Genomic DNA, 14,531 nt, shown 5'->3' with positions numbered 1-14,531 from the left:
GGAGAGAACACGGAATGAATGTTTTGCAAGAATTGATTGACTCCTTTAAGAAAATGGACCTTGAACACCTGCAGCGAACGCTGGAGAGCTACAAAGCTTACGGACCGCTGCCGGGTATTCTGCTGCCCTTGGCAGAATCGTTTCTGCCGATTCTGCCGCTGCTCGTATTTGTTGCCGCGAATGCGAATATTTACGGGCTGTGGCTCGGCTCCTTCTATTCCTGGCTTGGCGTATCCGTCGGATCGATTCTTGTGTTCTGGCTCGCGCGCAAGCTGGGCGGTCATTTCAGCGGCTGGCTTCGCCGCCGTTTCCCGAGAGCTTCGAAACTGCTCACTTTCATTGAACGGCGCGGCTTTACACCGATCTTTCTATTCGCATGTTTTCCATTCTCGCCTTCTGCCATTATTAACATCGTATCGGGTCTTAGCGGGATTTCCTTCGGTTCCTTCGCGCTTGCCATCTTGCTCGGTAAAGCGGTGATGATTTTCAGCGTATCGCTGCTGAGCTTCAATATTGGCGATCTGCTCGAAGAACCGTGGCGCATCATCATCACTCTTGTGCTGCTCGTCGTGATGTGGTTTGGCGGCAAGAAGCTGGAGTCACGTTATCATCTGAAATAATCCTGGGGAGGGTCCGCTTATTATGATGAATGTATTTGCAACCAGCATTGTATTGCTGCTAGCAGGCGGACTTGTCGCAGCCATGGTTTTCATGATTCGTTTGTCGACGGATGATTCGGACAAACATCCAGAAATCAAACAATTCGTGACAGCCTTGTTCGGCGGTGCCGCTTCCCCTGTTCAAGCAGATCCCGCCGCCAGCGGGCAACAAGAGAGCGCTGCAGCTCGTGATGCCTTATCCGAAGAGCCCTTCACCGAACCTTGTCCAGCCTGCGGCGATCCCGTCACCCATCAGCATGTGGAATGCCCTTCTTGCGGGCTGCGACTGATCTAACCGCTATTCGCACAAGTTCTCCACTGGTCTGGTTCGCACATAGTTTCCCTCCCCCTGTGGCAGACTGTTAAGGATGCCATTCATCAGGAGGAGAACGTTATGAGCGAAGAAAAAGGCCATTTTGAAATGGATCCCATGTCCGGCGAACCGGTTGAAGTAGACGGTGTATATAAGAATGAGTGGGGCCGGGAGGAGAAGCTCGCACGCGGGGAAGTGTTCCCGGCCGATCCGATGCTGGGCTCGACCGAGTGGGAGCTCACTCAGCTCGATATCAACACCCACGAGACAGGCGAAACCGATCCGCGTGACTACCCGCAGAAGGATGCTACCGCACACGAGGCGCATCTTCAGCATCCGAAGCGACATCCTGCGAAACCGAATAAATTGGAGTAATGAATAACGCCCCTGTATCCGGCGCCAAGTGCCGGTACAAGGGCGTTATCTCGTTATGGACTAGTCGCTGCGCTGCTGGACTTGGTCCGACACGCGTTCTAATCGGCGCAAGTGATAAGCGTACTCCAGCATGGCCGATGCGACGAAGACAAGCCGCTTATGCTCGTCCGGGTCCTCGCGCATGTAATCGGTCAACTGCTTGATCAGTCTTGCCTCACGTTCTTCCTCGGGCTCGATTTCAGCGCTCGGCTTCATTTTTCCCTCAATCTTCAGCAAAATCTGTTCGTGGTACTTCGTCAGCTCTTCAATCTGGCGATCGAATTGCTTCGCCCACGCTTCTGCTCCTGCAGCTGCAAAATAATGCTCTTCCACCACTTCCAGCAAATCGACGCCTTGATGAAGCGCCTTGATGAGATGCTTGGACAGAATCAATTGCCGTGCACGCGCCTGCCTGCGCTGCGGAAACAGTGAACGCTCTTCCTCGAATAGCAAATAGGCCTCATCGAGCTTGCGCAGCGTTCCTTGCAGCTTCTCTTTCTCCTTGCGATGCACGTCCTCGCGCATCTCGTTCGAAATTGCCATGCGCAGCAGCAAAGATAGTTGCGTATAGGCTTCCTGCACTTGAACGGTGAACAGCTTGCGCGGACGCGGGGGAATAACGAGAATGTTGACCGCGAAAGCGGCGCCCATTCCTGTCAGTACCATGAGGAATCGTTCGACGGCAAACAGCCAGCCTCCCTGATTCGCTTCCATCACCGCTACTACAGTTACGAGCGTCAGCCCGATCGTATTCTCCATCCGGAGCTTTATACTGATTAGAATGACGATAATGCAAACCAAGCCAACCGCAATCGGGGTATGCCCGAATAACCGAACGGCTGCGAGTGCCACTATGGCCCCTAGCACATTTGTTTGCAGCTGATCGATAACTTGCTGCCAAGAACGCGAGATGGAGGGCTGCATCGTAAATATGGAAGCAACGGCCGCGATGATCGGGGAAGGGAACTCCAGCAGACTGCTCAGATAGACCGCCAGCGCTACCGCGAGGCCTGTTTTCAACACGCGTGCGCCGATGTTCATTCCACTCTGCTCCCCTTCTTGAGCTCCTCAACCGAACCGTAGACCATGACTGCCGTTTCAGCAACGGGAGCGCCGTTCACGATAAGCTCAAGCCGGTGCAGTCCCGGATAATGCTTACGTGTCGTTAAGTCTGTGAAGTCCAGCTTCTTCCCGCCGGTCAATCTTGCTCCCGGCGCTGTACGCTTGTCGCTCAGCAGGAACCGTTTCTGCGATACCTTGCCTCCTGCTTTCACATAGGAAACACCAAGCTCGATACGAAGCTTAACCGGTTCGTTCGCCGAATCAGTCAGTCGCATTGCGTAGCTGACCTGAACGATACCGCCGATCTCCACCTTATCTGACATAACCTCAATTTCAGCGGCATCCACGCAGCTTTGCGCGGCCCCTTCCTCATAACCGAACAGCGCCATAATCTCCGGATCGGCAGCTTTAATCAGCGTACGACAGCCGTGACGCACGATCCAATCTGTTAGCGCATGTTGTCCTTTCCAACGAGCAGCGATTGCTTTGACGACATCAGGATGATCTTTGGCGATATCGTTTAGATTGTTCGCGACACTCTTACGCACATAGAGCGATGGATCGCACTTGAGCAGCTCCAGCAGCGGGAGGATCGGGGACGGATCACGCTTGAACATCGAGAGTGCCTGTCCCCACGGCAATCGCGGTCTGCAGCCTTCGCTGGCCAGACGTCGTAAATGCTCATTATCACTCTGTGCCCATTCCATCATGCGGGCCATCGTCCGCTCCGTCTCTTGTATTAGAAATTGCCGAATCGCAAATTCCGCCGACGATTGAATCGTGAACTTCGCGAGCGCATGCATGGAACGCTCCCAATCGGAGAGCCCATAACGTTCTACAAAGTCGGGAAAGAATAAATAAGGAAATCCGGAGCACCGCTCATGAATCGCAAGCAGCACAGCCAGTGCCTCCGGGTAAGATGCAGGCAGTACAGCCCCTAATGATTCCGTAATTCGGCGAATTCGGCCCTTGAGCTCCAGCTCCTCCCAGCCTTCGCCGATAACAAGCTGAATAAAGCGTTCACGCTCGAAGGGTGGCCACTCGGATGCTGTTAACTCCGCAAATCGCCGCAGGAACGGCATGTCATACATCAATTTCAACGGTTCTGCCATCTCTCTGTTATCGCCTCCTATCGCTATTATACTTTAGTCTTCCGAGCTTTTTGCAATACTCAAGTATTATACTTGAGTCTTCCGGGCTTTTTGCAACACTCAAGTATTATAGCCGATTCTCCAACAAAAAGAAGTTTTCAACCTGCTGATCCGCCTTTATAATGAGCACATCAGAGGAGGCGTCAAGCACATGTGGGTTTTTGCCGTAAATGACAAGTCCGGCGGCGGCCGGGGCAAGAAAGTATGGGCTCTCGTGGAGGCTGAGCTGCAGCGGCGCAAGCTCCCTTACCAAGCCATCTTGGCACGAACGCCAGAGGAGGCATGCACGGAAATCCGCAAGCAGCTTGCCAACTACAAGGGCAGCAGTACGGACTTGGCGGCTGATGTGCCTGCTACCGCGAATAGCAACGGTTCGCTCGGAAGCCCCGCAGTGCAACCGGCCGTTCAGGCCGTCATTGTGATCGGCGGAGACGGTACGATCCACAGCATACTGCCTGCTTTATATGAGAGCGGCGTGCCGCTTGGCATTATCCCTTCCGGTTCAGGCAATGACACTGCGCGTGCCTTCGAAATTCCTTCTGAGCCGATCGAAGCACTCAATCGCATCCTCAGCTGCGAAAGCGCTTTACCCGTAGATCTCATCGTGCTGCACAGCAGTGCTCCGGGCGAACCATCGACAATGCGCCCTGTTCTCACCGCTCTTGCCGTCGGCTTCGATGCCGCAATTGCCGCAGCCGTTAACCGTTCCGCCTATAAGAAGCTATGCAACCTGCTGGGGGCAGGCTCCTTCGCCTATGTCATCGGTCTCTTTCAAATGCTGATGTCCTATCGCCCAAGGCCGATTATTGTGACGGTGGACGGTAAGGCACACGAATTCGAACGCGGCTGGATGGCAGCCGTATGCAGCGTTCCGGCGTATGGCGGAGGCTTGCGCATTTGCCCGGATGCTTCGCCAACTGACGGCCTGCTGGACGTGTGCGTGATCCATACCTGCACCGCGCTGCAGATGCTGCGCGTCTTCCCTACGCTGCTAAGCGGCAAACATGTTCATCTCCCCTACGTGAAGATGCTGCGGGGCAAGGTCGTTACCGTCGCGGACCAGCAGAGGACCGGCGAAGAGCCAATTGGGATCTATGGTGACGGTGAACCTGCCGGTGCCACCCCCTTATACGCAGAAGCAGCCGGCAACCGCATTAGCTTACTGCGGTAACCGGCTGCCTCTTTGCAGCTTATAGCTGGCGCATCATGACAAGCTCATGATGCGCTTTCGTCTTCTTGGCGCAGCCTGTGGATCGGCGTGACCTTGTTCCAAACCTCAACATCCGTAACCTCTGCCGGAATCTGAAAAGGCAGTATGATATCAAATGTTGTCCCATCACCCATAGAGCTTTTCACTTCGATGCTGCCTTGATGATTGTCTACGATTTTGTAAGTCACCATCAGCCCGAGGCCCGTGCCCTTCTCCTTCGTCGTATAGAAAGGTTGACCGATCTTCGCGAGCTGATCCTGCGGAATACCGGGTCCCCGATCCGCGATGCGCGCGATAATACGATTGCCTTCGCGCAAGCATGTCACTTTAATTTGGCCACCGTCCATCATGACCTCGATCGCGTTCTTGAGCACATTGATAAACACTTGCTTGAGCTGATTCTCAACGCCTCGCACCCACAGCGCTTCCTGGCCTAAATTCGATTCAATCTCTATATTGTGCAGGATCGCCTGTGCTTCCAGCAGCGTAATCGTATCCGCCATAATGGAGCGGATATCTTTGTACGCCAGTTCGTAGATTTGAGGCTTGGACAGCATCAGCAGCTCGCTCACGATCGATTCGATCCGATTCAATTCCGACTTCATAATGTCGTAATAGTTCTTGCTGTTGTTGCGCCCGGATGCGATGAGCTGCAGGAATCCCTTCAAGGAGGTGAGCGGGTTGCGGATTTCATGCGCGATTCCTGCCGCCAGCTGGCCGGCCACATAGAGCTTCTCGGAATTAATGAGCAGCTCTTCGTTCTTCTTGCGCTCCGAGATGTCGCGGATAATGATCTGAAAAACAGATTTACCTGACAGCTTCGTGCTGGTCTCAATGACTTCCGTATGAAGCGGTTTTCCTTGCACCGTATACCAATCCAGCTCGATCGGGCTCTGCCGAACCCGCTGCTTCGTCACTTGAAGCATTCGCTTCAGCACCGTATGAAACTTGGGCTGCAGAAATTGATAGACCGGTTTGCCGAGCATATCGGCCTCGCTGTCCGCCGCGAACATTTGGAGTCCGGAACGATTGATATATTCCCATTTCTCATCATGAATGATGGCGATCATATCAATGGACGTTTCAACCAGCAGCTTATAGCGTTCATTCATCGAGGTATAACGGCGGTCTACATAACGGGCTACCAAGCTGAATACAAAAATGACCAGCGTAGCCAAACCAAGTACAACAGAGAGCAGCTGCATATAATCATTCAGTCGATCTGCGGTAAGCACAACCGAATAGATCACGGTAACCGTTTCAAGCCCTAACAGCTGCATAATAATGCCAACGAATCCGAGTAGCAGGCCCGCAATCAGCATGGAGCCGTTCTTCCGCTCGAAGATATAGAAAGAGCACGCCGTCCCGAAGAAACTGAACACAAACGAGAGGCAAGCCAAATTGAGATGTAGGCTGTAGCCTTCCACCTGCAAGCTGAGCAGCGTGGAATAAATCAAAGAGCTCGTTCCCAGTGCCATCAGCAAGCTGCTGCCCAGTAGACGAACCATATGCGATAACCTGGAACCAAGCAGCCGGAAGGAACCGTAAGCGCTTGCCATTATGCTGAATAGCTTAACAATGATCGTCCAGTCAATGAGAATCATGGTGTCTGATGTTAATAATATGATGAAATGGCTCACCCACAACCCGAGACCATACACAAGCGCACCGCTAAGCAGCCAATATTGCCGCATGACACGGAGCATTTGGAGGTGACCAATCATGCTGTACATCGTGATGGAGGCAAATAAATTGATTGTGAGTGCCAGCATCAACAGCATCCAATTATCGCCGATCATAAGTTCACTCATTACGATTCTCCGATAACGATAGATTTTTGGGAAGTCTACTCGCTGTGGAATTCGACATATTCCCAAATTATCCTTTTTTCTTCGCTAGGAAAGTGTAGGAATCCCCTTCCTATGACATCTAGACTGTTCCTAAACTGGGAGGTGCGCTATAATATTGCAAGTAAAGGAGTGACCTTATATGGTTAAAATTTTAAAAGAGTTTAGAGAGTTTGCCGTCCGCGGCAACGTGCTGGATTTGGCAGTCGGCGTTATCATCGGAGGTGCTTTCGGCAAAATTGTAACTTCCATGGTCAACGATATCATTATGCCGCCGATCAGCAAGCTGCTTGGCAACGTCAACCTGGCTGATAAATTTATTAGTCTATCCGCAGATGATTCTGTAAAAATCGCTTACGGTAATTTTCTTAACGTCATTCTCGATTTTACAATTGTAGCCTTCTGTATATTCATGATCGTTAAAGGAGCAAATAGCCTTCGCCGCCTGAGTATCAAGGAGGCCGAAACCAAACCGGCTGAGCCGACGGATAAGACATGCCCATACTGCTTGTCCAAAATCCCTGTCAAAGCTACCCGCTGCGGTCATTGCACGTCTCATCTGAATGATGAGCCTGCTGAGCTGCAGGAAGGCTTATCCTAGCCGATGACAACTTCTGCGCACGTATCCGGTTCTGAAGAGGAGCACTTCGACATTTACGATGAAGCCGGCGTCTGGCTCGGAACGGCTCCTCGCAGTGAAGTACATGCGCGAGGTCTGTGGCATCGTTCCATTCACTGCTGGCTCGTGCGGCGCGAAGGCAGTCGCAAGCTGGTGCTGTTTCAACAGCGGAGCTCGGACAAGGATACGTTCCCGAGCTTCTACGACATCACAGCGGCTGGGCATCTGTCGGCCGGCGAGTCGATGCGTGATGCCGCGCGCGAAATCGAAGAGGAGCTCGGCGCATCCATCCCGTTCGAAGCGCTTATACCGCTTGGCGAAGCGCGTCATGAAGCTGCGGGCTTCGCCAAGGGCACAGCGTTTGTCGACTGCGAGGTCAGCGGGGTGTACGGTTTCGTCTATGACGCGCCGCTCGGGTCGCTGACCCTGCAAGCCGAAGAAGTGGCTGGGGTGTACGAAGCCGACCTCGAAGAGATGATTGCCCTGTTTGATGGGAAGCAGGATCTTGCAGCGGCGGCCGGTTTCCGACTTGGCCCCGATCATCAGCAGCTCCCTTCGACGGTGCAAGTGAAGACCTCCGACTTTGTAACACGGCCTTTAAGCTATTATTCAGGCGTATTCCGCGCTTTGCTGCTCCATTTGTGAGCAGTAGGGCGGAACTGCGCCTTTTTTTTTCCTCTTCTGGACGAACTCACTGCTGAGCTGACCTGCCCTCGGTTGCCTGTAGAAGCTGACTTCCGTGTCTGACTCGCACCTCTGCCGCCTCCTACGAAACCGTTCTGCCCAGCCAGCTGTTCCCACCGCTTATACCACTGATCAAGCATGCCATGTATTTGATAGAAATACGTGCTCTGAGGTGCCAAATCGAAATCATTCAGGAAGTTCTCGCCAAAAATTCTCGACGCCTCTTGATGAATGCATCCATGCAAATTCGAGCCCTCGATAAACAACCCGAGCTGATCCAGCGTGCTGAACGACTGCAGGTTATTCATAAGGCGCGCTTCGGCGTTTCTGTTGTAACAGCTGGTGTTGCGGATCGCCTCAGGCACACTTTGCCACGGCGCGACGAGCTGCGGGTCATACCCTTGTTGATAATACCACTGCAGCGCTTTATTGATAAAATAACGATGGAATTGCATAAATTTAGCACCATAACCCGCCGGCAGCTGCGACGGATCATCGTGATGATTGGCATGGTGCCATTGCACATGCTCCTGCAGAAGCGCTGACGGAAAATTCTGAATAAACGGCATACCTGTCCCCTCCTATGCCAAACGTCCATTACCAGTTAGTCTATGCCGGTGTCCCGGTAGGGGTTCGTCACAAATAAGGGCTGCCTCACCGAAGTGAAGACAGCCCTTACAGAGGAAGACGGTTCGCCAATCAAATTTAGAAGTTGTTACAATTTCCCATCGATACGCAAATGTCGAATGTAATGCGGACGTCGCAGCAATTACCAAACACACACGAAATGCGTACACAAGCCATACGGCCTTGGTGGAAGAAACAGACAACATTACAGTTGGAGCCGATCAACTCTTCAATGACTTTACGGTTTCTGCAGCGGATAGCACGCACAAGCTTAGCAGCTGCTACCGGCGAACGAAGCTGACAGAACAAATCGGATAGATCCGCACCTGCCTCTTGGATACCTTCAACAGCGCCATCACGTTGGTTACAACAATGGCTGCCGCTTCTGTTTCCCATCATTTGCTCGTTGGAAACACGCGCACCGCGAGATTTCCTGGATTTGGAAGCCACCTTTTGAACACTCTTCACTTTCAATTTAATTGACACCTGATTTCCTCCTTTCAAACGAACTACAATACACTATGAAAGGAGAGGTGTTCTAGTATAAGACAAGATTCCCGCGGCAACCGCATAACCTACAAGCCGCTGTTTCCGCGTAGTCGATCGCCTTCCCCTCTATCAGCCTACCTCTTATAGCCGATTTAGTGTCATGACGGTACAACAGCCTGCTATTCCGAGTGCTGGGATGCCTATTCGAACAGAAATTCTATGACTATACGAACATCAAAAAAAGCGCAGCCTCCGAAACCTCGGAAACCGCGCCCTTATTGGATTGTTATGGTGCTGGTGAAGGGAATTGAACCCCCGGCCTACGCATTACGAGTGCGTTGCTCTGCCCCTGAGCTACACCAGCATGAGTCTGCTACTTCTGTGTAAAACTATAACTTTTTTCAATATACTGCATCGATATCTCGTCGTCAATCCTCTTTCTAACAACTATCTTGCATTGCTTAGAGTCTCCTATCGAGCAAGAATCCCCCGTGATTAACCACGGGGGATTCGCCTAGTTATTTGCAATCTATTTAATGAGTTTCTCAAGCTTCATTTGATCCAACACTTCATAGTTGGTTACGGGATTGTTATCAATTTTTAATGAATTTAAATGAGCCAGTTTCGTTAACGGTTTAAGATCTGTGATTTGATTATCATGAGCATATAGAACGCTGAGATTAGGGAAATGTTCGATCCAGGTAAGCTCTTTAATATTCAGTTTCCCAACCATCAGCCATTGAAGCTGCTTTAAATGCAAGAGCGGCGAAAGGTCCGATATTGGATTACCGCCAACTCCAAGGATTGTGAGTTTATTAAAGTTGTTAACTACATCAATATTTTTGATTTTATTTTCATCCACACAAAACGCTTCCAGATTCGTGAGACCTGCCAGTTGATCTATACTTTCAATCTGATTTTCCACCATATCAAGTGTAGTTAATTGAGTTAACGATTGAATACTCTCGATGTTCGTAATTTGATTCGTGCTTATATCCAGAAAAACTAAATTCTTAAGTCCGACAACTGGGCTAAGGTCTGTAATATTGTTGTTCTTAACAGCCAATACTTTCAGCTTAGTTAATGACTCTATACCTGATAAAGATTCAATTTTATTATCGGTGAGATTAAGCTCATTAAGATTGGATAATGAGTCTAGGCCCTTCAAATCTTTCAAGCCGATCCCACTTAGAGATAAACGCTCTACACGAAGAAGATCCTTCGTACTTAAAGGATAGTGCTCCAATCGCATTCTTTTTTTTCATAATATTCCCCCTCAAAAAAGAGTAGCTAAGGACAATCCCTCAAGCTACTCACTATAATTATATTTAGCTTATTGTATATTTCCGAAACCTCCTTATTTATGTAATATTTTTACAAAAAAAATAATAGTACGACAATATATCTATAGAATCAACATATATTTACATTTTATTTGGTGGATTTAAATATCGCTTTTAACAAAAAAAATGCAACCCCGAAAACTTGGAAGTTGCATTACTTTTTAACGTTTCTGATACAATGCTGCACCATTCTTCGCTCAATTCCCCTGAAATAACGCCTCTACGGGTCGTTAACTTACCGCAGAAAACTCTAACGAACCGTAGAGGGCTTATTTGCCTCAAAATAGCTCCTGAAATATTCTAACGAACCGTGGAGGTCTTATTTGGCTGTTTGCATGTAATTTGAAGCTAATTTCCTCGAAATAAGGCCCCTACGATCCGTTAGAATCTCAGAACCGCGAAATCCGGCTAAATAAGACCTGTACGATCCGTTAGCTGCACAGAAGCAAGTAATGCTGCGAGCTATGAGTACATTTGAGCTGGAGACAACCCCATTCTTTCGCATCCCCGCAACGCAGCTCCTACTCCTGAGCCACCGTCGGCACGCCAAACGGCGCGACCGGCAGCCGCAGCGTGAACTTGCTGCCTTCGCCTTTGCGACTCTCGAGCGACAGCGTGCCGCCGAGCAGCCGGGCCAATTGCAGGCTGATCGACAGGCCAAGCCCCGTCCCGCCATAGTTGCGGTTAATGGAGCCGTCCTCCTGCTGGAACGCCTCGAAGATCAGCTGTTGTTTCTCCGCTTCGATGCCGATGCCGGAATCGATGATGGAGAATGAAATTCGCTGCGGCGACACCACTCGCACGGCGGGGCGGCCCCACGACACCGGATTCCAGTTCCGAAGCGTCCGTTTCTTCAGCGCTGACGGCTCGATCGGCATGCCTCCCTCAACTTTGACTACGAGCTTAACAGAACCCGATTCCGTAAATTTGAAGGCATTAACCAGCAAGTTTCTCAAGATCTGATTGACCCGCAGCGCATCGGATTGCATAGCCTCCGGTACAGCCGGCGAAATTTCGGTTTCGAAGAGCAGCTTCTTCTGTCCTGCGACAGGGAGAAACTGCTGATGCAGCGTCTGAACAAGCTCCTCGATCGACAGCGGCTCGATGTTGACGTCCATCTTACCGGCTTCCACCTTGGAGAGATCGAGAATGTCATTGATCAGCTGCAGCAGATCGTTTCCTGCTCCGTTAATCAGCTCCGCATATCGGACATCCTCCGCACTATACCGATCCGTATCCTCTTCCTGCATTAACTGAGACAGCAGAATAATACTGTTCAGCGGCGTCTTCAACTCATGCGACATGTTCGCGAGAAACTCGGATTTGTATTTACTCGCCAGCATCAGCTCGCGAGCCTTTTCTTCCACATCACGCTTAGCCTCCCGCAGCTCGCGTGTCTGCCTGCGCAGCAGCATATTCATGGTACGCAGCTCGTCAACGCGCTGCTGCTCCTTCTGGAAATCACGAATAATAAAGATCAACAGCGCACATAACAAGAGCCGCAGCGGCAGCGCGTAGATGCCAAACTCCAGCCAATACGAACGCACATTCATGAGATCCAGATGGAGCAAGGTCAGGGTCACAATTAAGGCATACACGACATTTACTACAAGTAAGGTGGCTGTACTTTTCCAGATGAATCGCCACGGCTTCCATTTCAGCCAATTGCTCAGCCAAGCACTGACAAGACCCACGATAACCATATTCAAGAATCCTGCTACGGCCGCTTCATCGAAGTCGAGAAATAGCCGGCCGAAACCGATTCCCACGCCGATCAGAGCGATGACGTAAGGAGATGGAAAGACAAGTACAGCAATAATTAGCGGCGCTATGCGCAGATCGAGCAGGTGCAAATCGCCCATCCGCGGCCCGAATGCCATCGCACACCAACCGCCGACTATGAACATCGCTATCGTCAGACCGTATTTGACACGATTCGACGCATATTGAAAAAGGTACCTGTACCCCAAATCAAACAAATAAGCAAGAGCGATGAGCAAACTGATATTGGCGAACAATGCTTTTGCATTAGTCAAAACGTGATCCCCCTGCCTTCCGATTGTTGGTTATTACCCTATATTTGGTGGAATGACACACGAGTGGATTAATATTGTACCTCTTCGCAAATAATACCATTACTCCCTGTTCGGATTGCCGAAATTTGTTGTAATTTGTTAGAAAAGGTTAAGCAAATCAAACAAAAGCCTCATTGCGATTTTATAAGTGACTAAAAGATTTTGTATACAATGTCGTTATTAAAGTAAACGGAGGCGCATTCCAAATGACAAAGGTCATTACCTTCAAAAACCGTTCCGTACCGGTACACTACCCATCCGAGCAACTATCCTACATGGAGCTCCTGCACAATAAATTGTTGGAAATGGAATTTAACTTTGATTTCCGTAAGAAGTGGAAACGTATTAAGTCGGTTGAAATGATTCGTGACGTCGCTATTTTACAATACAGTGACGGTACAAAGCTATATCTGGAAGTGTGTTAACGGACGTCCTCTCCGCCTTGCATACACGTAAACGAAATAGGCAGTCCGCATGTTGGCGTACATTCGATGAGTCGAATGTGCGCTCGTGCAGACTGCCTTTTTAATGGATTACACGGAATGCAGTTGAAGGAGATGTGTACCGATGGCTTGTTCTTGCATCGGCATGCCGAGCAGGTACCCTTGATAGAAGTCGCAGCCCCATTGCTTCAACAGCTCCAGCTGTCCTTCGTACTCTACGCCTTCTGCGACCACCTCAAGACCAAGTTCATGCATAAGTGCGATTAATGCCTTCACAATCGCACTATCCGCTTGCTGGTCGCAAATATGCCTAATATACGAGGTTTCCAGCTTCAGCGTATGGAGCGGAAGAATCCTTAAATAGGTCAATGACGCATAACCGCTGCCGAAGTCATCAAGTGAAATGCGAATGCCTAATTCTCTCAGCTGCATCAGAACCGCGCACGCCTTCTCACCACAATCGATCATGCTTCTCTCGGTAATTTCGATTTCCAAGCCTTCTGCCGGCGTCGCCGTTTCTTCCAATATGCGCTGCAACGATTGGACAAACTCCGGCAGAACAAGCTGGTTCGGCGATAGATTAACAGAAACGATCATGTTCGCCAGCCCTCTGGCGCCGGTCCTGTTCAGCATCCCGCAAGCTTCACGGATGACCCACTCGCCGATTTCTACAATTTGACCGCTTAGCTCAGCAAGCGGAACAAATTCCTCAGGCAAGAGTAAGCCGAGCTGCGGATGCTGCCAGCGCAGAAGCGCCTCAAACCCTCTCAACCGCCCATTCACCTCGTATAGAGGTTGATAATAGAGCGACAGCTCCTCGCTCTGCAGTACGGTGCGCAGCGCGATTCTGATCGCTTCTGTCCGAAGAATCTGCGCAGAATCGTCTTCCGCATATACAACCACCTGGTTACCGCCTGCTGCCTTCGCTTGCTGAAGTGCAGTTTCGGCATGACGAACGATCCTCTCTGCCGTCTCACCGTCCGCAGGATAGCTGCTTACACCGATACTGCATAATGGCTGCAGATCCTGTCCGCGGACCTCAAGCCAATCCTCTGCAGTCTTCTTCAGCTCCTCGATGAGCTTGTCCGATTCTAGAGGCGCATCGTCCATCTTGACGAGTCGGAATAAGAGAAATGTATTGCCGCTTAGCCGGAACACCGAACCTGACCAATGCGTAAGCTCGCACAGTCGATTGGCCATCTGACGAAGTGCCTCGTCGCCGAATGCAGTTCCTCTGGTTTCATTGATGAGATAAAAGCGATCCATATCTACTAGCGCTGTAAGCACGCCTCTATTGCAGCTTCTTGCCAAGGAAACCGCTCTTGCAAGCATCGCAAATGCAGCCTTCCGCCCCGGCAAGCCTGTTAGTGAATCATATACCTGATCAGCAGGCGCATTCCCACGACGCTGCGAAGCAGCCCGCTGAGAGAATGGATCCCTGACTTCCATCACCAATCACCGATCCTTTCGACCTAACCCTAGCATAGCTATACTAGGTAAAATATCACATAAAAGCAGTAGGAATAAAGTAGGTGCGTAAGGTTCTTGCATTAATTTTAGCTAAAAATATGCGTAAAAAAGCTCTCTGCCGCATG

At 50.4% G+C, this 14,531-nt stretch carries 14 protein-coding genes and 1 tRNA gene; 6 read left to right on the top strand and 9 right to left on the bottom strand.

Annotated features, from left to right (window positions below):
* The first annotated feature begins 14 nt into the window (after positions 1 to 14).
* The 3 genes from BLW29_RS09690 to BLW29_RS09680 all read left to right on the top strand — a co-directional run bounded on the left by BLW29_RS09690 (position 15) and on the right by BLW29_RS09680 (position 1,347).
* The gene (locus tag BLW29_RS09690) at positions 15 to 620 is read left to right on the top strand and encodes a TVP38/TMEM64 family protein (RefSeq protein WP_090978703.1); all 606 of its coding nucleotides are present in this window, start codon (positions 15 to 17) and stop codon (positions 618 to 620) included.
* Between the two features lie 22 nt (positions 621 to 642).
* Positions 643 to 954, top strand: coding sequence for a hypothetical protein (locus tag BLW29_RS09685; RefSeq protein WP_090978701.1), 312 nt, complete (start codon positions 643 to 645; stop codon positions 952 to 954).
* Positions 955 to 1,053: 99 nt separating this feature from the next.
* Complete coding sequence (locus BLW29_RS09680; RefSeq protein ID WP_090978699.1) at positions 1,054 to 1,347, top strand: transposase; 294 nt, start codon at positions 1,054 to 1,056, stop codon at positions 1,345 to 1,347.
* A 60-nt stretch (positions 1,348 to 1,407) separates the two neighbouring features.
* Here BLW29_RS09680 and BLW29_RS09675 read toward each other — a convergent pair whose 3' ends face one another.
* Both BLW29_RS09675 and BLW29_RS09670 read right to left on the bottom strand, forming a co-directional pair.
* Positions 1,408 to 2,427, bottom strand: coding sequence for an FUSC family protein (locus BLW29_RS09675; protein ID WP_090978697.1), 1,020 nt, complete (start codon positions 2,425 to 2,427; stop codon positions 1,408 to 1,410).
* Entirely contained in the window at positions 2,424 to 3,560 is a 1,137-nt protein-coding gene (locus BLW29_RS09670; protein ID WP_090978695.1) for a DNA alkylation repair protein, read from the bottom strand. The genes BLW29_RS09675 and BLW29_RS09670 overlap by 4 nt, the downstream gene beginning before the upstream one ends.
* 190 nt (positions 3,561 to 3,750) lie before the next feature.
* Between BLW29_RS09670 and BLW29_RS09665 the strand changes: the two genes are divergently transcribed.
* A complete protein-coding gene (locus tag BLW29_RS09665; protein WP_090978693.1) occupies positions 3,751 to 4,770 on the top strand; it encodes a diacylglycerol/lipid kinase family protein in 1,020 nt (339 codons plus the stop codon).
* Positions 4,771 to 4,814: 44 nt separating this feature from the next.
* Here BLW29_RS09665 and BLW29_RS09660 read toward each other — a convergent pair whose 3' ends face one another.
* Positions 4,815 to 6,620: an ATP-binding protein gene (locus BLW29_RS09660; RefSeq protein WP_090978691.1), complete on the bottom strand. Its 1,806-nt coding sequence runs from the start codon at positions 6,618 to 6,620 to the stop codon at positions 4,815 to 4,817.
* Positions 6,621 to 6,798: 178 nt separating this feature from the next.
* Here BLW29_RS09660 and mscL point away from each other — a divergent pair, with 178 nt between their 5' ends.
* Both mscL and BLW29_RS09650 read left to right on the top strand, forming a co-directional pair.
* Complete coding sequence (mscL, locus tag BLW29_RS09655) at positions 6,799 to 7,257, top strand: large-conductance mechanosensitive channel protein MscL (protein ID WP_090978689.1); 459 nt, start codon at positions 6,799 to 6,801, stop codon at positions 7,255 to 7,257.
* A gap of 3 nt (positions 7,258 to 7,260) precedes the next feature.
* A complete protein-coding gene (locus BLW29_RS09650) occupies positions 7,261 to 7,920 on the top strand; it encodes an NUDIX hydrolase (RefSeq protein ID WP_090978687.1) in 660 nt (219 codons plus the stop codon).
* Here BLW29_RS09650 and BLW29_RS09645 read toward each other — a convergent pair.
* The 6 genes from BLW29_RS09645 to BLW29_RS09615 form a co-directional block, all read right to left on the bottom strand.
* Positions 7,881 to 8,528: a hypothetical protein gene (locus BLW29_RS09645; RefSeq protein ID WP_090978685.1), complete on the bottom strand. Its 648-nt coding sequence runs from the start codon at positions 8,526 to 8,528 to the stop codon at positions 7,881 to 7,883. The genes BLW29_RS09650 and BLW29_RS09645 overlap by 40 nt on opposite strands.
* Positions 8,529 to 8,664: 136 nt before the next feature.
* A complete protein-coding gene (locus BLW29_RS09640; RefSeq protein WP_090978683.1) occupies positions 8,665 to 9,072 on the bottom strand; it encodes a hypothetical protein in 408 nt (135 codons plus the stop codon).
* Between the two features lie 292 nt (positions 9,073 to 9,364).
* Positions 9,365 to 9,439, bottom strand: a tRNA-Thr gene (locus tag BLW29_RS09635).
* A 165-nt stretch (positions 9,440 to 9,604) separates the two neighbouring features.
* Entirely contained in the window at positions 9,605 to 10,327 is a 723-nt protein-coding gene (locus BLW29_RS09630) for a leucine-rich repeat domain-containing protein (RefSeq protein WP_090978681.1), read from the bottom strand.
* Positions 10,328 to 10,939: 612 nt separating this feature from the next.
* Positions 10,940 to 12,454, bottom strand: coding sequence for a sensor histidine kinase (locus tag BLW29_RS09625; protein ID WP_090978680.1), 1,515 nt, complete (start codon positions 12,452 to 12,454; stop codon positions 10,940 to 10,942).
* A gap of 572 nt (positions 12,455 to 13,026) precedes the next feature.
* Positions 13,027 to 14,385 (bottom strand): putative bifunctional diguanylate cyclase/phosphodiesterase, encoded by a 1,359-nt coding sequence (locus BLW29_RS09615; RefSeq protein WP_256208510.1) that lies wholly within the window; start codon positions 14,383 to 14,385, stop codon positions 13,027 to 13,029.
* Positions 14,386 to 14,531 lie beyond the last annotated feature (146 nt).

Source organism: Paenibacillus sp. CF384 (assembly GCF_900106745.1).
Classification (GTDB): domain Bacteria; phylum Bacillota; class Bacilli; order Paenibacillales; family Paenibacillaceae; genus Paenibacillus_Z.
Note: the sequence above shows the minus strand (reverse complement) of the source record. Positions and strands in the feature narration are given on the sequence as shown.